The 19,323-nt window shown below is 59.5% G+C and carries 20 protein-coding genes; 16 read left to right on the top strand and 4 right to left on the bottom strand.

The features are described 5' to 3' along the window. The first annotated feature begins 488 nt into the window (after nucleotides 1-488). Genes frdA through frdD form a run of 4 tightly spaced genes read left to right on the top strand, consistent with a single transcriptional unit; the run spans nucleotide 489 to nucleotide 3,782 of the window. Nucleotides 489-2,273 (top strand): fumarate reductase (quinol) flavoprotein subunit, encoded by a 1,785-nt coding sequence (gene frdA, locus I6L35_RS11445; RefSeq protein WP_216978201.1) that lies wholly within the window; start codon nucleotides 489-491, stop codon nucleotides 2,271-2,273. Continuing rightward, nucleotides 2,266-3,000 (top strand): succinate dehydrogenase/fumarate reductase iron-sulfur subunit, encoded by a 735-nt coding sequence (locus tag I6L35_RS11440; protein WP_005347973.1) that lies wholly within the window; start codon nucleotides 2,266-2,268, stop codon nucleotides 2,998-3,000. The genes frdA and I6L35_RS11440 overlap by 8 nt, the downstream gene beginning before the upstream one ends. 16 nt (nucleotides 3,001-3,016) lie before the next feature. Further along, entirely contained in the window at nucleotides 3,017-3,415 is a 399-nt protein-coding gene (locus I6L35_RS11435; RefSeq protein ID WP_033112664.1) for a fumarate reductase, read from the top strand. Between the two features lie 10 nt (nucleotides 3,416-3,425). Then, nucleotides 3,426-3,782 carry a fumarate reductase subunit FrdD gene (gene frdD, locus I6L35_RS11430; RefSeq protein WP_033112665.1) on the top strand — a complete coding sequence of 119 codons (357 nt, stop codon included), beginning with the start codon at nucleotides 3,426-3,428 and terminating at the stop codon, nucleotides 3,780-3,782. Nucleotides 3,783-3,905: 123 nt separating this feature from the next. Here frdD and I6L35_RS11425 read toward each other — a convergent pair whose 3' ends face one another. The 3 genes from I6L35_RS11425 to I6L35_RS11415 all read right to left on the bottom strand — a co-directional run bounded on the left by I6L35_RS11425 (nucleotide 3,906) and on the right by I6L35_RS11415 (nucleotide 6,687). Next, entirely contained in the window at nucleotides 3,906-4,691 is a 786-nt protein-coding gene (locus tag I6L35_RS11425) for an ABC transporter substrate-binding protein (RefSeq protein ID WP_041234336.1), read from the bottom strand. Between the two features lie 55 nt (nucleotides 4,692-4,746). After that, nucleotides 4,747-5,973, bottom strand: a complete 1,227-nt coding sequence (locus I6L35_RS11420) for a winged helix-turn-helix domain-containing protein (RefSeq protein ID WP_216978200.1) — start codon at nucleotides 5,971-5,973, stop codon at nucleotides 4,747-4,749. Nucleotides 5,974-6,045: 72 nt separating this feature from the next. Next, on the bottom strand, nucleotides 6,046-6,687 hold the full coding sequence (locus I6L35_RS11415) for a class I SAM-dependent methyltransferase (protein ID WP_201946281.1): 642 nt from the start codon (nucleotides 6,685-6,687) through the stop codon (nucleotides 6,046-6,048). A 144-nt stretch (nucleotides 6,688-6,831) separates the two neighbouring features. Between I6L35_RS11415 and I6L35_RS11410 the strand changes: the two genes are divergently transcribed. The 7 genes from I6L35_RS11410 to I6L35_RS11380 all read left to right on the top strand — a co-directional run bounded on the left by I6L35_RS11410 (nucleotide 6,832) and on the right by I6L35_RS11380 (nucleotide 13,409). Next, entirely contained in the window at nucleotides 6,832-7,506 is a 675-nt protein-coding gene (locus tag I6L35_RS11410; protein ID WP_216978199.1) for a thermostable hemolysin, read from the top strand. After that, nucleotides 7,503-8,969 (top strand): AMP-dependent synthetase/ligase, encoded by a 1,467-nt coding sequence (locus tag I6L35_RS11405; RefSeq protein ID WP_216978198.1) that lies wholly within the window; start codon nucleotides 7,503-7,505, stop codon nucleotides 8,967-8,969. The genes I6L35_RS11410 and I6L35_RS11405 overlap by 4 nt, the downstream gene beginning before the upstream one ends. Continuing rightward, the gene (locus tag I6L35_RS11400) at nucleotides 8,966-9,619 is read left to right on the top strand and encodes a TenA family transcriptional regulator (protein ID WP_202001792.1); all 654 of its coding nucleotides are present in this window, start codon (nucleotides 8,966-8,968) and stop codon (nucleotides 9,617-9,619) included. The genes I6L35_RS11405 and I6L35_RS11400 overlap by 4 nt, the downstream gene beginning before the upstream one ends. 34 nt (nucleotides 9,620-9,653) lie before the next feature. Next, complete coding sequence (locus I6L35_RS11395; protein ID WP_216978197.1) at nucleotides 9,654-10,523, top strand: SDR family oxidoreductase; 870 nt, start codon at nucleotides 9,654-9,656, stop codon at nucleotides 10,521-10,523. A gap of 1 nt (nucleotide 10,524) precedes the next feature. Continuing rightward, nucleotides 10,525-11,157: a tetratricopeptide repeat protein gene (locus I6L35_RS11390; RefSeq protein WP_216978196.1), complete on the top strand. Its 633-nt coding sequence runs from the start codon at nucleotides 10,525-10,527 to the stop codon at nucleotides 11,155-11,157. A 132-nt stretch (nucleotides 11,158-11,289) separates the two neighbouring features. Further along, nucleotides 11,290-11,976 carry a response regulator gene (locus tag I6L35_RS11385; RefSeq protein ID WP_005348007.1) on the top strand — a complete coding sequence of 229 codons (687 nt, stop codon included), beginning with the start codon at nucleotides 11,290-11,292 and terminating at the stop codon, nucleotides 11,974-11,976. Continuing rightward, nucleotides 11,973-13,409: an ATP-binding protein gene (locus I6L35_RS11380; RefSeq protein WP_216978195.1), complete on the top strand. Its 1,437-nt coding sequence runs from the start codon at nucleotides 11,973-11,975 to the stop codon at nucleotides 13,407-13,409. The genes I6L35_RS11385 and I6L35_RS11380 overlap by 4 nt, the downstream gene beginning before the upstream one ends. A gap of 38 nt (nucleotides 13,410-13,447) precedes the next feature. Here the strand turns inward: I6L35_RS11380 and I6L35_RS11375 are convergent, their stop codons facing one another. Beyond that, nucleotides 13,448-13,942, bottom strand: a complete 495-nt coding sequence (locus I6L35_RS11375; RefSeq protein WP_081990717.1) for a RimK/LysX family protein — start codon at nucleotides 13,940-13,942, stop codon at nucleotides 13,448-13,450. Nucleotides 13,943-14,323: 381 nt separating this feature from the next. Between I6L35_RS11375 and I6L35_RS11370 the strand changes: the two genes are divergently transcribed. The 5 genes from I6L35_RS11370 (at nucleotide 14,324) to I6L35_RS11350 (ending at nucleotide 19,272) form a co-directional block, all read left to right on the top strand. Beyond that, entirely contained in the window at nucleotides 14,324-15,367 is a 1,044-nt protein-coding gene (locus tag I6L35_RS11370) for a GMP reductase (protein WP_201961079.1), read from the top strand. A 96-nt stretch (nucleotides 15,368-15,463) separates the two neighbouring features. Next, nucleotides 15,464-16,660 (top strand): elongation factor P maturation arginine rhamnosyltransferase EarP, encoded by a 1,197-nt coding sequence (earP, locus tag I6L35_RS11365; RefSeq protein ID WP_216978194.1) that lies wholly within the window; start codon nucleotides 15,464-15,466, stop codon nucleotides 16,658-16,660. A gap of 45 nt (nucleotides 16,661-16,705) precedes the next feature. Beyond that, nucleotides 16,706-17,272, top strand: a complete 567-nt coding sequence (efp, locus tag I6L35_RS11360; RefSeq protein ID WP_005362323.1) for an elongation factor P — start codon at nucleotides 16,706-16,708, stop codon at nucleotides 17,270-17,272. 134 nt (nucleotides 17,273-17,406) lie between these two features. After that, entirely contained in the window at nucleotides 17,407-18,171 is a 765-nt protein-coding gene (locus I6L35_RS11355) for a DUF3530 family protein (protein WP_216978193.1), read from the top strand. 144 nt (nucleotides 18,172-18,315) lie between these two features. Continuing rightward, nucleotides 18,316-19,272 carry a D-2-hydroxyacid dehydrogenase gene (locus tag I6L35_RS11350; RefSeq protein ID WP_216978192.1) on the top strand — a complete coding sequence of 319 codons (957 nt, stop codon included), beginning with the start codon at nucleotides 18,316-18,318 and terminating at the stop codon, nucleotides 19,270-19,272. The last annotated feature ends 51 nt before the right edge of the window (nucleotides 19,273-19,323 follow it).

Genomic DNA, 19,323 nt, shown 5'->3' with positions numbered 1-19,323 from the left:
CAGGCCCCTTTACTTTTTTAAATATCGCTTAATTATCAGTGAGTAATCTAACACTACCGTCGCCTCCTCACCTTCCTGCTGCCCCCGCCATTCAGTAGCCCCCATTGGATATATTCCACTTTTTCAGCCGAGGGAAGGATTAGTAATTTTTATGCATGCATTTAAATGCCAATAATTATCATTAAAAAGTTTTAATAAAAAACTTAAAATTTTTTTCGTGAGTACCTAAAAAGAGAGGTGATTCGCATTTTATTGAAAGAAAACTACGTATAATCCGGAAGTTAAAGTCTTCGTAGCAAGGTGTTTTACTGCTCAATAACACCAAAAAATGACGAAAATTACGACATTTTCATCCAGGGATCAGGGTGTTTTAGAAAAAAATAACTACGAAAAATGGAATAAAACCAAGCTGTTTGACTTGCATCAAGCCTGAATTTTTTTCATAGAGCAAAATCGTGCCCAGCAAATCTATCCCTAAGGAGGCAGATGTGGATATTATCAAGACCGATGTAGCCATCATCGGTGCCGGCGGTACTGGCCTGCGCGCCGCTATCGCTATAGCCGAATCACAGCCAGACCTGGATATCGCCCTGATTTCCAAAGTCTATCCGATGCGTAGCCATACCGTGGCAGCCGAAGGTGGTGCCGCCGGTGTCGTTCGTGATGACGACTCCCTCGAAAACCACTTCAACGACACCGTCTCCGGTGGTGACTGGCTGTGTGAGCAGGACGTTGTCGATTACTTCGTCAACAATGCGACCAAAGAGATGATCCAGCTGGAGCACTGGGGTTGCCCCTGGAGCCGCAAGCCGGATGGCAAAGCCAACGTGCGTCCGTTTGGTGGCATGAAGGTTCCCCGTACCTGGTTCGCCGCTGACAAATCCGGTTTCCACATTCTGCACACCCTGTTCCAGACCTCCGTCAAATACCCGAGCATCAAGCGCTTCGACGAGCACTTCTGCCTCGACCTGATCGTGGAAGATGGTCGCGTTCAGGGCGTTCTGACCTTTGACATCCAGAACGGCATCACCCGCTTCATCCAGGCCAAATCAGTGATTCTGGCAACTGGTGGTGCTGGTCGTGTTTACCGTTACAACACCAACGGTGGCATCGTGACCGGTGACGGCATGGCGCTGGCCTATCGTCACGGTGTACCGCTGCGTGACATGGAATTCGTTCAGTATCACCCGACCGGTCTGCCGGGTACCGGCATCCTGATGACCGAAGGTTGTCGTGGTGAGGGTGGCGTCCTGCTCAACAAGGATGGCTACCGCTACCTGCAAGACTACGGCTTGGGCCCGGAAACTCCGATCGGCCAGCCGAAGAGCAAATACATGGAACTGGGTCCGCGCGACCGCGTTTCCCAGGCATTCTGGCAAGAGCAGCAGAAAGGCCGCGTGATCCAGGGCCCGATGGGCGATGTGGTTCACCTCGACCTGCGTCACCTCGGCGAGAAGTACCTGAAAGAGCGTCTGCCGTTCATCTGCGAACTGGCCAAAGCCTACGTCAACGTGGATCCGGCCAAAGAGCCCATCCCGGTACGTCCGACTGCCCACTACACCATGGGTGGTATCGAGACCGACAACAAGTGTGCCACCCGTCTGGCCGGCCTCTACGCCGCTGGCGAATGTGCCTCTGTTGGTCTGCACGGAGCCAACCGTCTGGGTTCCAACTCCCTGTCCGAGATCGTGGTATTCGGCAAGCTGGCTGGTGAACAGGCCGGTGAATTCGCCAAGACCCAGAAGCATGGCAATACCGAAGCGCTGGTCGCCAAGGCCGAGGCTCTGGTCAAGCAGCACCTATCCCTGCTCGACATCGATGGCACCGAAAACCCGGCCGATATTCGCAACGAACTGGGCACCTCCATGGAAGCCGGCGTCGGTATCTACCGTACCGAAGAGCTGATGCAGGGCACCATCGACAAGATCAACGAGCTGAAAGCCCGTTACAAGAAGGTCAAGATCAACGACAGGTCCTCTGTCTTCAACACCGACCTGCTGTACGCCATCGAACTGGGTTACATGCTGGACGTGGCAGAAGCCATGGCTCACTCCGCCATCAATCGTAAAGAGTCCCGCGGTTCCCACCAGCGTCTGGATGGTTACGAAGAGCGTGATGACGTGAACTTCCTCAAGCACACGCTCTCGTTCTACAACAATGGCGAAACGCCCTCCATCGATTACTCCGATGTGAAGATCACTAAGTCCCAGCCGGCAAAACGCGTGTACGGCTCCGAGGGTGAGAAACAAGACGAGGCTAAGAAGAATGGCTGAGATGATTGAAATTGAAATCCTGCGCTATCGTCCGGAGCAGGATAACGAGCCCTGGATGCAGACCTTCCAGGTGCCCTACCAGAGAGAGATGTCTCTGCTGGATGCGCTGCAGTACATCAAGGATCACCTGGACTCTACCCTGAGCTTCCGCTGGTCCTGCCGGATGGCGATCTGCGGCTCCTGCGGCATGATGGTCAACGGTGTGCCCAAGCTGGGTTGCAAAGCGTTCCTGCGCGACTATCTGCCGGGCAAGATGACCATCGAGCCGCTCAACAACTTCCCGATCGAGCGTGACCTGGTGGTCGACATGTCCGATTTCATCGAGAAGCTGGAGAGCATCAAGCCCTACATCATCCCGAGCGAGCCGCGCAACCTGTGCGATGGCGAATACATCCAGACTCCGGCAGAGATGGCGAAGTACAAGCAGTTCTCCCAGTGCATCAACTGTGGTCTCTGCTACGCGGCCTGCCCGCAGTACGGCATCAACAAGAAGTTCACCGGTCCGGCGGCACTGGCTCTGGCCTATCGCTACAACGTCGACAACCGTGATGCCGGCGCCAAAGAGCGTATGCGCATCATCAGCCAGGACGAAGGCGTCTGGGGCTGTACCTTCGTGGGCTACTGCTCCGAAGTGTGCCCGAAGGGCGTCGATCCGGCAGCGGCCATCCAGCTTGGCAAGGTAGAGAGTGCCAAGGACTACATGATCGCCATGTTCAAGCCAGATTGAGAGCAGGATTGAGACCATGAACAACACTGAAAGCAAACGTAAACCTTACGTCCGCGAAATGAAGAAAGACTGGTGGCTGAAGAACGCCTTCTACACCGGTTACATGATCCGCGAAGGCACCAGTATCTTCGTCTCCATCTACGCTGTTGTGCTGATGTGGGGTCTGATGCGTCTGGTACAGGGTCAGGAAGCGTTCAACGGCTGGCTGGAGTCCCTGCAAAGCCCGATCGCCATCCTGTTCCACGTGATTGCGCTGGCAGCCTGCCTGTTCCATGCCAAGACCTGGTTCGCTCTGGCGCCGAAAGCCATGCGTATCTTCCGTGGTGAAGACCTGGTGCCGGAGAAACCAATCGTCATCGCCCAGTATGTGGCGCTGGCGGTGGTGTCCCTGCTTGTCCTGATCATCGTGGCCTGAGGAGAAAACAATGAGACGTTCTGACGAGCCAATTTACTGGGGTCTGTTTGGTGCGGGTGGCATGGTCGTTGCCATGCTGCTGCCGGTCATTGTCCTCATCACCGGTCTGCTGGTACCCATGGGTATCATGGACGTAGAGACCATGAGCTATGACCGCGTTCTGGCATTCGCCAGTTCCTGGTGGGGTGCCTGCATCCTGCTGGTGATCATCGCCCTGCCGATCTGGCACGGCATGCACCGTATCTACCACGGTCTGCATGATCTGGGGATCCACACCACCAAGCTGCACCACTATGTGTTCTATGGCTTTGCCTTCCTGGTATCTGCCATTACCGTCGGTCTGCTGATGGTGCTGGTACTCCAGTAATCACATCTGACTGATAGACCAAACCGGGCACTCTGCCCGGTTTTTTTATCCTCCTGAACAGCTGAAAAGGGCCAGCAAGATTGCTCAGGCTGGCCCTTTTCAGCTGCATTTCCTGATGAGCACCTACTCCATCGGCGGCAAGAAACGGCGCATCACCTCGTCGGCATGCCCTCCTTCCTGAAACGCCACCAGAGCCTGATTGAGGTTGTTCACCAGCTCGTGAGCGCGGGGGGAGCCCTTGCTGACCAGCAGGTAAAACTGCTTTCGGCTGGGCAAGACGAGGTTGAGCAATCCACTCTCGCTCTGGTAAATCCCGAGACTGATGCCACTCACCAGTGGTTCAATTTCGCTTGGCAGAAAATCGCAGCGATCCCGCTCCAGCATATCGAGCGCCTGCTGTAACTGCCTCACCCTGCGTGGCTCCTGTGCCAAACCGTAGGGGGTGTAGTTATAGCCAATCACCCCGCACACACGTGAGCGATTGACCATCTGTAAATCTGGTGCGTCGGGGAAGCGACGCTTGAGATAGAAAAAGCCGAGGCGGGTGTAATAGAGAGGAACGCTGTAGAAAGCAAACTCGGCCCGCTCCGGTTTGTAACTGGCATCCCAGGTCAACTCGCACAGACCATTCTGGCGATAGTCTGCCAGCTCCTGCTGGACCCGCGCCCAGGGAAGATAGCGGATCTGATATGACAATCCGCTCTTTTCCAATGCATCGAGCACGAGTGTGGTCGCCGAACCGGTCAGACGGCTGGTATCGGGCACCCCGTCCTTGCGCTCCCAGTAGGTAAAGGGAGCCCACTCGTTGCCCTCCCCCAAACAGATCCGTACCACAGGTCCTTGTGCCCATAGCACGGGTGAGAGGCTAGCCAGCACAAGCCCCGTCAACCATGTCACCGCTCGTTTCATCTCCCGCTCCCGAACTGTTTTCTCCTCTTGCAGCTTAGTCCAGAAGGGATAGCGCTCATTCGTCAATAACACTTTCATGCCATAACGCCAGCAAATTGGCCGGAATGGCACCATAACGAAGCTGCGGGGTCTGGTGCCAATCAGCCAGCTTGTGCAGGGCTTTCACCAGATCCTGTGCAAGCGTGCGAGTCACTCTCACCCCGACTTCCAGATAGAGACTCTTGATCTCGAAGATCCCCTGCTGGCGATGGGCCTTGGCATCCATTCTGCCCACCAGCTTGCCGCGATGGAGCAAGGGCAACACAAAGTAGCCATACTGGCGCTTGGGGGCCGGGGTATAGCACTCGATGCGATAGTCGAAGTTGAACAGTTCACTGGCCCGTTTGCGATCCCACACCAGCGGGTCGAACGGCGACAAGGCCGTGGTATGGGTTGCCTTGAGACGGCCCTCCTTGACCTGCATCAGCTCATCGGCCAGAGATACGTGCACAAAGGCATCGTGCTGCCACCCCTCCACCCGAACCGGCAGCAGCTCACCTTCGTCCGCCAGCAGATGGAGCAGGACATCATATTTGCCGCGCCGCAGCCGATAGTAGTCCGCAACCCAGCCGGTTTTGACCAGCCCCAGCGCACGGCAACTGGCACGTACCATATCCCGCTGCGCCTCTGCAACACTCGGCAGATGCAGCTGGTCGCTCCATTCGGGAATGACCCGCTCGGCCAAGTCATAGACCCGCTGAAAATTGCGCCGCTCCCGCACCATCAACTGACCGGTGGTAAACAACACCTCCAGATGGCGTTTCTCCGGCTTCCAGTCCCACCAGCCGCTCCCCTTGCCTGTTGTGCGCTCAAAGTCGATCGCCCGCACCGGACCATGGTCACGAATGCGCTCGATAAGCTGGTCAATCTCCTGCTGATGGGTTGCAAGCCAGTTGGCCGAAAACTTCCAGCCCATGGCCGCGGGGTCGAGCATCCGGTGGCGCAACAGCCGGTAATCCTCGCGGGGTACAAAACAGGCCTCGTGAGCCCAATATTCGAAGATCTCGCCGTCGGCCAGCAACTGCTCCAGCCAGTTCGGTTCGTACTGGCCAAGCCGGCTAAAGAGCACCAGATAGGGGCTGCGGGCAACCACCGAGATGGTATCAATCTGCAGCAACGCCATTCGGCGAATGGTGGCCAGCAGATTGGCCGGGGTCGCCTTGCTGCGACGGGGGACGAGCAGCCCCTGCGCCGCCAGCTGCAGATGACGGGCATCTTGCAGTGAGATGTGGGGTATGGACATGAAAACAGGGCATCCGTTCCAGAAGTCAGGCGATCAGCATGCCCAATCCATGATCAAATGAATACACCCAGTTCAAGGTTTGGTGATAACCGCCACATCGGTGTGGGGGAAGCTGAGCTCGGCCTGCCAGCTGGCGGCCTGCACCTGAAATGATGCCTCGGAAAAGAAGACGATATGGGTCGGGTCGTGGCGATAGCGCCAGTTTTTAAACCGCTCGTCACCGAGTACCCGCTGGGTCTGCAGCACCAGCACACCGCCCGGCTTGAGGCAATCCCACAGTTTGTTCAGCACGGCACGCGGCTCGGCGATATGCTCGATCACCTCGGTACTGGTGATGAAGTCGTACTGGCGCGTCAGCAACTCGGGAAAATCGGCGTAGAACTTGTCATACCCCGCCATCTGGTAACCCGCCTCGCGCCCCATCGCCACCAGCGCTGGGCCTGGGCCACAGCCAAAATCGAGGCCGCAGGCAGGAGTCGGCACCCGGCTCAACACCTCGCCAAATGCCCGCATCAGAAAGGTGCGATAACGGGGATCATCCACCCGGTTGTCGTGACTGTCATAAACCGCCTTCTCGGCAGTCTCATCCAGATGATCCGCCTCATCCAGCCAGACCAGCTCGCACGCGAGGCAACGATGATAGCGCTTGCCTGCCACCGGCAGGGGATAACTGCGATGACTGGCACACAGGGGGCAGCAGACGTTGGATGACATGACGGTTCCTCTTGGGTGCTTCCTGTTGGATAACAGCGACGCAGATTGCCTGCCCGCTGCCTCGCTGACAACTTTTTTTGCTCCTTAAGGGTTTCTTAAGTTTGCCCTTTTACTCTCAAACCATCGCAAGAGAAGGAGTCACCCATGACCATTGAGATCCAAGCACCCTACCGGTTGATCCTGGCCGAGTCCCCGCAGCAGGTCATGGCGCTGCAAACCTATATCCAGGCCGCCTACACCCGTGAGTTCAATGCCCGTATTCCCCATTTTCTCCCCTGCCTGCTGGGTCTCTATCGGGCAGACGGGACGCTGGTCGGTGCCTGTGGTCTCAATCATGCCAGTGAGGGGACTCTCTATCTGGAACAGTATCTGGAGCAACCCATCGAGGCGGCCATCAACACCCGCCTCGGGGTCTATCCGGCACGCCACCGCATTATCGAAGTGGGCAATCTGGCCTGCAGCGAACCGGGCAATGCCCGCCTGATGTTTGCGGCCCTGTGTCGTCTGCTGTGTGAAAACGCCCTCGACTACGTGGTCTTTACCGGCACCGCCAAGCTGCGCAACAGCTTTGCCCGCCTGCAACTCAACCCGGTGGAGCTGGCCCCCGCACAGGCCCATCAGGTGGGGGCCGACGCCGACGCCTGGGGTGAGTACTACCGTTGCCAACCCAAGGTGATGGTGGGCGACATCAATCAGGGGCGCGAAGTGCTCGCCCAGAGCAGCCTGCTGCTCAATCTGCTGGCCCCCATGCCGACCCTGTTTGAGGATGCCGGCAAGAGCAGTGATAACCAGACCCATCAAAAAAGGTGCGCCCAATGAGCCTGTTCGACGCCATCGCCAAACATGCCCACGAGGATCCGCAATCCCCAGCGCTGCTGAGCAGCCAGCAGCGGCTCGACTACCAGACCCTGTGGCAGCAGATCCAGCGTCTTACAAGCCAGCTGCAACAGCTCGACATCAGCCGTCTGGCGCTGCAACTGGACAACGGCCTGCCCTGGGCGCTGCTGGATCTCGCCTGCACCCGCGCTGGTATCGTGGTCATTCCGGTGCCCCACTTCTTCAGCATGGAGCAGCAGGAGTGGCTCTTGGAGAGCAGCGGCGCCGATGCGCTGGTGGGCCCACATCATCAGGGGTGGCATGCCGCCGAGCCGATCTCGCTGATCACCGGCGAGCTGCCGCTCTGGCGCCATACCCCGACCAATCGACCGGCGCTGCCCAAGGGCACCGCCAAGATCACCTACACCTCCGGCACCACGGGCCAGCCCAAGGGTGTCTGCCTGTCACTGACCCAGATGATGGCGGTGAGCCATGCGCTGGCCGAGCGAGTCGCGTCAGCCAAGGTGGAAAAACACCTGACCCTGCTGCCGCTGGCGACCCTGCTTGAGAACATCACCGGCCTTTATGTGCCGCTGCTGACCGGCGCCTGCAGCCGCATACCGTCCCTCGGGGAGCTCGGTTTCACCGGCTCCAGTTCGCTCAATCCAGCCATGCTGGGGGAGGCCCTGCTGCGCTGGTCGACCCACAGTCTGGTGCTGGTGCCCGAACTGCTGCGCCTGCTGCTGGCGCTCTGCACCAGCACCCCGACGCTGGCCCAGCAGCTCAAGAGCCTGCGCTTTATTGCCGTCGGTGGCGGCAAGGTGGCTCCCGACCTGATCAAACATGCCCGCCAGCTCGGCCTGCCGGTGTATGAGGGATATGGCCTCTCGGAGTGCGGCTCCGTGGTGGCGCTCAACAGCCTGGATGCTGACAAGCCCGGCAGCGTCGGCTGCCCCCTGCCCCACTGTCAGGTCACTATCGCCAGCGACGGCGAAATTATGGTGAGCGGCAGCACCATGCTGGGCTATCTCGGCAGCAACGAACCGACTCCCGAACAGATTGCCACCGGCGATCTGGGTCATCTGGATGATGAGGGCTACCTCCATATCACCGGGCGCAAGAAGAATGTCCAGATCACTGCCTTTGGCCGCAACTTCTCACCGGAGTGGGTGGAGGCCGAGGCCCAGCTCTGCCCCGCCATCGCCCGCATCGTGGTCTTTGGCGACGGTCAGCCTGCCAACGTGGCGCTGATCCAGCCCTTGCCGGGCAAAGAGGCGGATCTGCCCCGCCAGATCGCCGGTCTGAACCAGCGACTGCCCGATTATGCCCGGCTGCACCACTGGTTACCGGTGGCACTGGATCAACATCCCGGCCTGCTGACCGCCAACGGGCGCCCACGTCGCAACGAGATTTACCAACACTTTTTCCGGCAAATCAGCCAATGCCTTACAGGAGAATCGTCATGAGCTTCTATCAGACTCTGCAACAAGCCACTGCCAGTGAGCGTGAACATCTGTTCAACGCCCCCATCATCGAAGCCTGCCGCCGTGGCGATATCAGCCGTGACACCTATCTCGCCTTTCTGGCGCAGGCTTACTACCACGTGCGCCACACAGTTCCGCTGCTGATGGCAACCGGCGGCAAGCTGGGTCAGGAGTACGAGTGGGTGCGCGGGGCCATTGCCGAGTACATCGACGAGGAGTATGGCCATCAGGAGTGGATCCTCAACGATATCCGCGCCTGTGGCGGTGATGCCGAGGCGGTGCGCCACGGCCAGCCCGGGCTGCCCATCGAGCTGATGGTCGCCTTCCTCTACGACCAGATCCAGCGCGGCAACCCCATGGGCTTCTTCGGCATGGTGCAGGTACTGGAAGGCACCAGCGTCGCCATCGCCCTCACCGTCGCCGACCAGCTGAAAAAGGGCCTCGGCCTGCCACCCCAGGCGATGAGCTACCTGAGCTCCCACGGCGCCCTGGATCAGGAGCACCTCAAGTTCTTTGAATCCCTGATGGATCGGGTCGAGAGCCCGGCGGATCAAGCCGCCATCATTCACGGGGCCAAGGTGGTTTATCGTCTCTATGGCGAGATGCTCTACAACCTCACCGCCACTGTATAAGTTGGCAGCAGACAGCAAAAAGGGAACCCACACCATGAACCTTGAAGGGAAACTCGTGCTGCTCACCGGCGCCAGCGGTGGCATAGGTGAAGAGCTCGCGCAGGAGTTGGCGGCCCAGGGGGCCCACCTGCTGCTGCATGGTCGCCGTGCTCCTGTGCTGGAACGGCTGTGCAAGTCACTGCCGCATCCCGAGCGCCATCAGGTGGTGCTCGCCGACCTCGGCTCTGCACAGGAGCGAGCCAAGCTGCTGCAACACCCGGCGCTGGAGAATGGACTCGACATCCTGATCAACAACGCTGGCTGCAACCAGTTTGCCTGGCTGGAAGATCAGAGCTTTGAGCAGGTGGAGCGCCAGCTGCTGCTCAATATCGAGGCGCCAATCCAGCTCACCCGCGCCCTGCTGCCCAGATTGCGCAAGCCGGGGATCATCATGAACATGGGGTCGAGCCTGGGCAGCATTGGCTACCCCGGTTACAGCGTCTACTGCGCCAGCAAATTTGCCCTGCGCGGCTTTAGCGAGGCGCTGGGACGGGAGCTGGAGGGGAGCGGCGTCAAGGTGCTGCACTTTGCTCCGCGCGCCACCCGCACCAAGCTCAATTCCGAGGCCGCCTACGAGATGAATGCAGCGCTCGGCACCCAGACTGACAGCCCGCAAGAGGTAGCCGAAGAGGCCATCATCGCCCTGTGCAACGAGACCCGCCGCAGCTGGCTCGGCTGGCCGGAAAAACTGTTCGTACGACTCAATGCCCTGCTGCCCGGCATCGTCGACAAGGCGTTGGCCAGACAGCTGCCGATCATCAAGCGTTATGCCCGACATCTTCAGCCAGGGACGACTGATGTATGCGCCAACAGTGCGCCGCAACCAGACTTTTCTCGCCCGATCCCGACCAAGAAGGAGCATTAATATGAACTTTGTCCGTCAATCAGTGACCGCTTGTGCCATCGCCATCCTGCTGGGCTCCACCTCGGTCATGGCCGCGGATGATGCTCTCGTGCCCATCCAGCAGCAGTGGGCAGTTTGCCAGTATCAACAGACCGGCAAAGCGAAAGAGAGTTGCCTCGAGACCCTGAGCACCCGGGCCGAAACGGCCAGCGCCAAGGAGCCTTTTCGCGCCGATCTGCTGATCTGGTCTGCCATCGTCAAGAGCACCTGGGCGGGGGCCAAAGGGGGGCTGGGGGCACTGGGACTGGTGAAAGAGGCCAAAGCCAAACTGGAGCTGGCGCTCAAGCAAGACCCCAAGGCGCTGGATGGCTCTGCCTACACCAGTCTGGGCTCTCTCTACTATCAGGTACCCGGCTGGCCGGTCGGCTTCGGTGATGACGAGAAGGCGGAACAACTGCTCAAGCAGGCGCTGGCCATCAATCCGGATGGCATCGACACCAACTTCTTCTATGGCGACTTCCTGCTGGATCAGGGGCGCAAGGCCGAGGCCAAAACCTACCTCGACAAGGCGCTGGCCGCCCCGGCCCGCCCGGGCCGGGAAGTGGCCGACGAAGGGCGCAGAATGGAGATCCGCGAACGGCTGGCAAAGCTATAAACCCCTGATGGATCAAAGATCTATTTAAACTCTGCCCACCAGCTTGCATACTGGTGGGCAGCGTTCTTTATGCCACGGTCAACCTTGGCGACTGAACCACATCGCCACAGCCGACAAAAAAGGGAGAAAAGAATGCGGATCCTGCTGGTAGAAGATGATGTGATGCTGGGTGACGGTATGCAGGATGCCCTGCGCCATAGCGGCTACACGGTGGATTGGCTGCAACAGGGCTTGCCCGCTCTGGCTGCCCTCAAAAGTGACGAGTTCGCCGCCCTGATCCTCGATCTCAACCTGCCCGACATCGACGGCCTCAGCCTGCTGCGCAAACTGCGCCGGGAAGGCCACCAGCTGCCGGTGCTGATCCTCACCGCCCGCGATGCGCTGGATGATAGGGTGATCGGCCTTGATGCCGGCTCCGACGACTACATGGTCAAACCCTTCGCCCTGCAGGAACTCAACGCCCGTCTGCGCGCCCTGGTACGCCGAAGCAAGGGGCAGGCCCAGGCAGTACTGGAGTATGGCGATATTCTCATCTATCCCGAATCCCAGCAGGTCACCTATCAGGGGGAGGCGGTCAAACTCACCCCCCACGAATACAAGCTGCTGCAGGAGCTGATCAGCCAGAGCGGCCGGGTACTTAGTCGAGATCAGCTGCAACAGAGCCTCTATGGCTGGGATGAAGGTGCCGAGAGCAACGCGGTGGAGGTGCATATCCACCATCTGCGCAAGAAGTTCTACAGCGACCTCATCCGCAATATTCGTGGAGTCGGCTACATCATTCCCCAGCTCGAACAACCAAGCCGGACATCAGCACGATGAAACGTCCCCGCTCCATTCGCCGCTTTCTGCTCACCGGCATCCTGACGCTGGTGAGCCTGAGTCTCACCATCAGTGCCTTTATCGGCTACATGGAGGCGAGCCACGAGATGGAGGAGCTGTTTGATGCCCGCCTCGCCCAGTCAGCCCGTATCACCAACCAGCTGCTGGTCCGCTACCTGGCACAGCAGGGGCAACTGCCCGCCAACGGCACCGTCTATCAGGAGTGGGAGGCGCAAAATCCCGACGAGTGGCAAAAAGATCCCGGCCTCAACCTGACCGGCGAAGATCGGGAACTCACTCCCTACGGCCACGAGTTCGAACGTAACCTCTACTTCCAGCTCCTCGATGGAAAGGGCGGCCTGCTGCTGCGTGCCCCCAGCGCTCCGGCCCAGCCACTGGTTGAGCTGGCTCTCGGGTTCAACACGGTAGAGAAGGATGGACATCAGTGGCGCACCTTCACCCTCTACAACGAGCAGAAGCAGACCTGGCTGGTGGTGGCCGAGCGGGACGACGAGCGCAGCGAACTGGCCAGCAAGATGGCCACCCTTACCATGCTGCCGCTGCTGATCACCCTGCCGTTCCTGCTAGCCCTGCTCTGGTGGCTCATCACCCGCGGGCTGGCACCACTGCGCCAACTGGCACAGGCCATTAGCGAACGCCACCCCGCCAACCTGAGCCCACTCAGCCTCAAGATAAGCGCTCAGGAGTTGACCCCCCTCACCAACGAGATCAACCGCCTGATGCAGGCGCTGGCAGAGACCATAGAGCGGGAGAAGCAGTTCACCAACGAGGCGGCACACGAGCTACGCACCCCGCTGGCGGTGCTGCGGATCCACAGTGAAAATGCCCTGGCTGCCGAAGATGAAGAGAGCCGCCAGCAATCCTTGCACAAAATGCTGCAGGCACTCGACCGCAGCGATCGGCTGATCCGCCAACTGCTGACCCAGGCCCGTATCGACAACCAGCAGGGACTGGTACTGACCGAACTGGAGGTGGGACACCTGCTGCAAGGCACCCTCGCGACCCTGGCCCCCATCGCTCTCAAGAAGGATCAGCAGCTGTCGCTGGAGTGTGAAGTGCCGCAGCTGGTGATGGGGCAGGCCACCCTGCTCGAGCTGCTGTTCAGCAACCTGATCGACAATGCGCTGCGCTATACCCAGCCGGAGGGCGAGATCAGGGTGCGAGTTCAGCGAGAGGGTAACCGAGTGAGGGTGGATGTAAGCGACAACGGCCCCGGCATCCCCACCAACGCCTTGAGCCGGCTGTGTGAACGCTTCTTTCGAGTCAATCCCCAGCAGGGGGATGGCGTGGGTCTCGGCATGGCCATCGTTTCACGTATCGCCCAGTTGCACGGCGCCGACCTCGATGTCCACAACCGACCGGAAGGAGGGCTGGAGGTGAGCGTGCTGCTCCCGCTGCCGCCGGCAAGATAAGCGATAAGTAAAGAGCCCGCGATGCGGGCTCTTTACTTTCAATGACAATCTGGCTGCACGGTAAAGGTTCGACTGGAGTCCACCGGGCCCAGCTCCGCCAGCAGACGTCGGCCCAGCAGCACCGGATAGATCATCTTGCTGCGATCCCGCAGAGTGAACCACTCCTCATACACCTTGTCCCCCAGACAGATGGACATGGTCACCGTTGGCCGCTGCTCCATGCCGCCCGCCCCACGCACCGTCACGCTGCGCTCGACCCGCCGTTCGAACTGTTGTTTGACCAGTTTGCCGCTGTCGGCATCGGTCACCACCAACATGAAGCGCACCCAGGGCTTGCCATCCCGTTTGAATCTGGTGATAGAGCGTGCATCGAGGGAAGAGGTCAGCGCCCCGGTGTCGAGTTTCATCTTCACCGCCACGCCGGTGGGCAAAATAAGTCCCTTCTCGATCCAGCCATAGCTGGTCGGGGTCTCTGCCAGCGCACTGCCACACAGTGCCAGCATCAGGGTGATCCCCACCATCATCTTGCCCATTTTACTGCCCTGCCTTGTCAATCCTGCGCCCAGATCTACCACAGTCCCATTGTGGGTCAATCCGATTTATTTCAGCTACTTGGATAATATCTGGCGGGTCAGGAGAGAGACGACAAAGAGTGGCCGAATGGCGGCCCAAGCGGGCGGGAATATCGTAGGAGAGCAAGGCACCGAACGGTGCTGGATGAAACTGGTGGTTAACCTCAGGTTGTGACGCCAAAGGCTACCACAACAATGAGCGAATTATCAGTCTTGTTCTGAAGGGATTTTTGCCTACACTGTTGTAAACCGGAGGGCCTGAAAACCACCGGTTTTTTTGCGCCTGCCGAAAATTTGCCACTGCAAAAGTGACTTTCAACAAGGCTCAATAAGGAATTTGTAATGCGTATCGAAGAAGACTTGAAGCTCGGTTTCAAGGATGTCCTGTTCCGCCCCAAGCGCTCTACTCTCAAGAGCCGTTCCCAAGTAAGCCTGACCCGTCAGTTCACCTTCAAACACACTCAGACCCAATGGCAAGGCGTACCCGTTATCGCCGCCAACATGGATACCGTCGGCAGCTTCGCCATGGCGCGCACGCTGGCCGGTTTCGAGATGATGACCGCGGTACACAAGCACTACAGCCTTGAGCAGTGGCAAGCTTTCGTCAACGAGACCGATCCGGCACTGCTGAGCCACGTGATGGTCTCCACCGGCACCTCGGCGGAAGATTTCGCCAAGACCCGCCAAATCCTCGCCATGTCCGAAGCGCTGCGCTTCATCTGTGTCGATGTGGCCAACGGCTACTCCGAACACTTCGTCGAATTCGTGCGCAAAATCCGTGAAGCCTGCCCCAACCACGTCATTCTAGCGGGCAACGTGGTGACCGGCGAGATGGTCGAAGAGCTGATCCTCTCTGGCGCCGACATCGTCAAGGTCGGCATCGGCCCGGGCTCCGTCTGCACCACTCGCGTCAAGACCGGTGTCGGTTACCCGCAGCTATCCGCCATCATCGAGTGTGCCGATGCGGCCCACGGCCTCGGCGGCCAGATCGTCGGTGACGGCGGCTGCACCTGCCCAGGCGACGTCGCCAAAGCGTTCGGCGGCGGCGCCGACTTCGTGATGCTGGGAGGCATGCTGGCAGCCCACGAGGAGTGCGGTGGCGAGATCGTCGATGTAGACGGCGAACCCTTCATGAAGTTCTACGGCATGAGCTCCTCCAGCGCCATGGACAAGCACGCCGGCGGCGTCGCGGAATACCGCGCCTCCGAGGGGAAAACCGTGCTGCTGCCCTACCGCGGCCCGGTCGAGAATGCCGTGCGCGACATTCTGGGTGGCGTGCGCTCCACCTGTACCTACGTGGGCGCCAGCCAGCTGAAAGAGCTCACCAAGCGCACCACCTTTATCCGGGTACGTGAGCAAGAGAACAACGTCTACGGCAAGGAGTAACCTGCCACAGACCGCCGTCACACGCTGACGGTTAGAAGCCAGTCAACCGGTGTGCTACCCTGCGCACCGGTTTTTTTGCATCTGGGATCCCAAGCCATGACCACTCCCCTGCCCCCGTTTGACTGGGACATCTTCTGTTGCGTCGTCGACAACTTCGGTGACATCGGCGTCACCTGGCGACTTGCCCGCCAGTTAAAGCGGGAGGGGAATATTGCGGCACATGGCAATGAGGTTCAGGTGCGGCTTTGGGTGGACGATCTGGAAAGTTTCGCCCGCATCTGCCCCAAGCTCGACCCAGCGCAGGATGGCCAGTGGGTCGATGGCATCTATATCCAGCACTGGCATGAGACCCTGCCGACCGACATGACCCCGGCCAGAGTGGTGATCGAGGCTTTTGCCTGCGAGCTGCCCAACCTCTTCATAGAGCTGATGGCGAGCCAACCCAGCCCCCCATGCTGGATCAATCTGGAGTACCTCTCGGCGGAGAGCTGGGTAGAGGATTGCCACGGCCTCGCCTCGCCCCAGCGGGTTGGCAATAAAAGCCTCAACAAATACTTCTTCTTCCCAGGCTTTACCGCTAAAACCGGCGGCCTTTTGTGCGAGCACGACCTCATCGCCGAACAGGAGCGGTGGCAGCAAGATGATGCGGGACTTACCGCCTACTGGGCCAGCCTCGGTTTGCCGCCCAGACAAGAGCACGAGCTGCGGGTCAGCCTCTTTACCTACGAGAGCGATGCACTGCAAAGCCTGGTCGAGAGCTGGTGCCAGAGCACCACGCCCGTCACCCTGCTGCTGCCGCTGGGGCGCTCGCTGCAAGATGTGCTGCGCGGCGCGAGCCTTGAAGATACCATCACCACCGCCAGGGCGGGGGATCTGCTCCACTCGGGCAACCTCACCATCAAGCTGCTGCCGATGACCGATCAGGCCGGTTACGATCGACTGCTGTGGAGCTGCGATCTCAATCTGGTGCGCGGGGAGGACTCCTTCGTGCGGGCCCAGTGGGCAGCACGTCCTTTCCTCTGGCACATCTACCAACAGGAGGAGGAGGCCCATCTGGTCAAGCTGGAGCAGTTCCTTGACCACTACTTATCCGATCTACCCGCCGAGTGCGGCCAATGGCTGCGCCGCTTTAATCTGGCTCTCAACCGTGGTGAAGATTGCCGCGAACTTTGGACCCAATGGCCACGATATAGCGCCATTTGGCAGCAACATGGGCGAAGCTGGTCACAGAAGTTGCTCCGGGATGGGGATCTCGTCACACGGTTGGTGAAATTTTTAGAAAGCCGTATATAATCTGGCAGTTTTTATCCGTCCGTTTCACGAACAGGAATTTTTTACATGAAAACCGCACAGGAAATCCGCGCTGGTAACGTAGTCATGATCGGCACCGAGCCGATGGTGGTTCAAAAGGCTGAATTCAACAAATCCGGCCGTAACTCCGCCGTGGTCAAAATGAAGCTGAAGGGCCTGCTGAACGGCAGCGCTACCGAGACCGTCTTCAAGGCCGACGACAAGCTGGACGTTGTTCAGCTGGAACGTAAAGAGTGCACCTACTCCTACTTCTCCGACCCCCTGTATGTCTTTATGGACACCGAGTACAACCAGTACGACGTAGAGAAAGACAACCTGGGTGACGTGCTGAACTACCTGGTAGACGGCATGGAAGACATCTGCGAAGTGACTTTCTACAACGAGAAAGCCATCTCCGTAGAACTGCCGACCACCATCGTGCGTGAAGTTGAGTACACCGAGCCGGCTGCCCGTGGCGACACCTCCGGTAAAGTGACCAAGCCTGCCCGTCTGAAAGGCACTACCTACGAGCTGGCTGTTGCCGCTTTCGTAGAGATCGGTGACAAGATCGAAATCGATACCCGCACCGGCGAATTCAAGCGTCGCGTCAACTAATTGACCGCTTTGAATTGATTACAAAAAAGCGAGCCACCGGCTCGCTTTTTTATTGCCTCCGAGTTGCCATCACACCGCCCGCCTTCAGAAAATCCCGCCGCCGCCGCTAACCCAGATAACCGGGGGAGCACACTATGGCCAGATTATCCTTATCACTGCTGTTATTGACCTTGCTGGCTGGCCATGTAGCGCAGGCGAGCGACGTTGCACCGCCCATCGCGGAGCCACTCCCCCTCGATCACTGGCAAGCAAGCGACTGGAAAGGGTTGCCCGATGCTACCCAGATCGACAAGCAGACGGTGCTGTTCGCCAAACACGACAGTGAAAACTATCTGGGGCTCGCCATTTTACTGCCCGACTGGCAGCGCAGCGGCCAACTCTGGCAACTGACTCGCGCCCTCAGCCGACTGGGCTTTGATACCCTGCTGCTGCTGCCCTCCCCCCAGCAGACCGAACTGGACCCAGCCGCCGAGAAAAAAGCGAAAAACAGCGATGAGTTTCGCAAGCAGTTTGCCGAGCGGATCAGCAAGCTGGCCGATGCCAAGCTGCAGGAGGGGGGCTTCAAGCTGATCCTGGCGCAAGGTACCGGCGCCGCCTGGACTGCCAACCTCATCGCCAGCGAACAGTTGCCCGCCCCCGACGCGCTGGTGCTGCTCGATGGCTTCTTCCCCAATCAGCAGAGCAACCAGACCCTGGCCAAACAGGTGGCTCAGGCGGCCATCCCCACCCTGGACCTCTATCAGGAGGATGGCGGCCGCTGGCCACTGCTGGCCGCCGAGGCCCGCAAAAGCGAGAGCCGGCGCAGCAACAAGCTCAACTATCGCCCCTACGCCCTGATGGAGCTGGAGGAGACCCCCACCCGCATTCAGGGCTGGCTCAACCATCTGGGCTGGCTCTAAACCGGCCGCTAGCGTGGCGCAATAAAGCGCGCAAGCTCACATCTGCCGGATAAAGCCCAGTCATGACACAGCGGCGAGCTGGCAATGACTGTATCCTGTTTGGCATCATGATCCCTCGACACCGGAAAAATGGCAGGAAGGACCATGCAGCAAATCGTATTTCTCGACAGCGATACCCTGGATGCGGGCATCACCCTGCGTCATCCCGACTTCCCCCACCACTGGCAGAGTTATCCCAGCACGGCCCCGGAACAGGTAGTCGAGCGGCTGAAAGATGCCAGTATTGCCATCATCAACAAAGTACGGATCGGCGCCGCCGAGCTGGCCCAGCTACCGGAGCTCAAACTCATAGCGCTCGCCGCCACCGGCAGCGACAACGTGGATCTGGAGGCGTGCCGCGCCGCCAACGTTGGGGTGTGCAATATCCGCAACTACTCGGGCCCCTCGGTGCCAGAGCACGCCATGGCGCTGATGCTGGCCCTGTCGCGCAACCTCTTCTGCTGGCGCCAGTCGCTGCTGGAGGGGCGCTGGCAACAGAGCGGCCAGTTCTGCTTCTTCGACCACAACATCATGGATCTGCACGGCAAACAGCTTGGCATCATCGGCAAAGGGACGCTCGGACAGGCGCTCGGCGAGCGGGCCAAAGGGATGGGGATGACAGTGCGTTACGCCCAGAGCCAGGTCGGCGCCAGTCACGACGAGGATCGCTTGCCCCTCGACGAGTTGCTGCAAAGTTCGGATGTGATCAGCCTGCACTGCCCGCTCACCCCCTACACCCGCAACCTGATTGGCGAGCGGGAGCTGGATCTGATGAAACCGGGCGCCCTGCTGATCAACGTCGGCCGCGGTGGGCTGGTGGATGAGGAGGCGCTGCTGCAAGCGCTGGCCAACGGCCGCCTAGGTGGCGCCGGTTTCGATGTAGCGAGCGTCGAACCCCCGCCCACCGACCATCCCTTGATGAAGGCGCTGCAATACCCTCACTTCATTCTGACCCCCCATGTGGCCTGGGCCAGCGAAGAGTCGATGCAGCGACTGGCCGACCAGCTGATCGACAACATCAACGCCTTTGCCGCCGGTCGCCGCCAGCACCGGCTGGTGTAACCGCACGAACGAGTCACCACACAATGCACAACGGGGCCAACAGGCCCCGTT

This window comes from Aeromonas sp. FDAARGOS 1405, assembly GCF_019048265.1.
Lineage (GTDB): Bacteria > Pseudomonadota > Gammaproteobacteria > Enterobacterales > Aeromonadaceae > Aeromonas > Aeromonas veronii_A.
The sequence above is the reverse complement of the archived record's forward strand: the minus strand, read 5'-3'. Positions and strand labels throughout refer to the sequence as shown.

Bases quoted from the DNA above. Each gene is read 5' to 3' on its own strand.
- efp (WP_005362323.1), top strand. From the start codon at position 16,706: ATGAAAACCGCACAGGAAATCCGCGCTGGTAACGTAGTCATGATCGGC.
- I6L35_RS11385 (WP_005348007.1), top strand. From the start codon at position 11,290: ATGCGGATCCTGCTGGTAGAAGATGATGTGATGCTGGGTGACGGTATG.
- I6L35_RS11390 (WP_216978196.1), top strand. From the start codon at position 10,525: ATGAACTTTGTCCGTCAATCAGTGACCGCTTGTGCCATCGCCATCCTG.
- I6L35_RS11425 (WP_041234336.1), bottom strand. From the start codon at position 4,691: ATGAAACGAGCGGTGACATGGTTGACGGGGCTTGTGCTGGCTAGCCTC.
- I6L35_RS11350 (WP_216978192.1), top strand. From the start codon at position 18,316: ATGCAGCAAATCGTATTTCTCGACAGCGATACCCTGGATGCGGGCATC.
- I6L35_RS11400 (WP_202001792.1), top strand. From the start codon at position 8,966: ATGAGCTTCTATCAGACTCTGCAACAAGCCACTGCCAGTGAGCGTGAA.
- I6L35_RS11435 (WP_033112664.1), top strand. From the start codon at position 3,017: ATGAACAACACTGAAAGCAAACGTAAACCTTACGTCCGCGAAATGAAG.
- I6L35_RS11370 (WP_201961079.1), top strand. From the start codon at position 14,324: ATGCGTATCGAAGAAGACTTGAAGCTCGGTTTCAAGGATGTCCTGTTC.
- I6L35_RS11415 (WP_201946281.1), bottom strand. From the start codon at position 6,687: ATGTCATCCAACGTCTGCTGCCCCCTGTGTGCCAGTCATCGCAGTTAT.
- I6L35_RS11420 (WP_216978200.1), bottom strand. From the start codon at position 5,973: ATGTCCATACCCCACATCTCACTGCAAGATGCCCGTCATCTGCAGCTG.
- I6L35_RS11410 (WP_216978199.1), top strand. From the start codon at position 6,832: ATGACCATTGAGATCCAAGCACCCTACCGGTTGATCCTGGCCGAGTCC.
- I6L35_RS11395 (WP_216978197.1), top strand. From the start codon at position 9,654: ATGAACCTTGAAGGGAAACTCGTGCTGCTCACCGGCGCCAGCGGTGGC.
- I6L35_RS11440 (WP_005347973.1), top strand. From the start codon at position 2,266: ATGGCTGAGATGATTGAAATTGAAATCCTGCGCTATCGTCCGGAGCAG.
- I6L35_RS11405 (WP_216978198.1), top strand. From the start codon at position 7,503: ATGAGCCTGTTCGACGCCATCGCCAAACATGCCCACGAGGATCCGCAA.
- I6L35_RS11380 (WP_216978195.1), top strand. From the start codon at position 11,973: ATGAAACGTCCCCGCTCCATTCGCCGCTTTCTGCTCACCGGCATCCTG.
- frdD (WP_033112665.1), top strand. From the start codon at position 3,426: ATGAGACGTTCTGACGAGCCAATTTACTGGGGTCTGTTTGGTGCGGGT.
- earP (WP_216978194.1), top strand. From the start codon at position 15,464: ATGACCACTCCCCTGCCCCCGTTTGACTGGGACATCTTCTGTTGCGTC.
- I6L35_RS11355 (WP_216978193.1), top strand. From the start codon at position 17,407: ATGGCCAGATTATCCTTATCACTGCTGTTATTGACCTTGCTGGCTGGC.
- I6L35_RS11375 (WP_081990717.1), bottom strand. From the start codon at position 13,942: ATGGGCAAGATGATGGTGGGGATCACCCTGATGCTGGCACTGTGTGGC.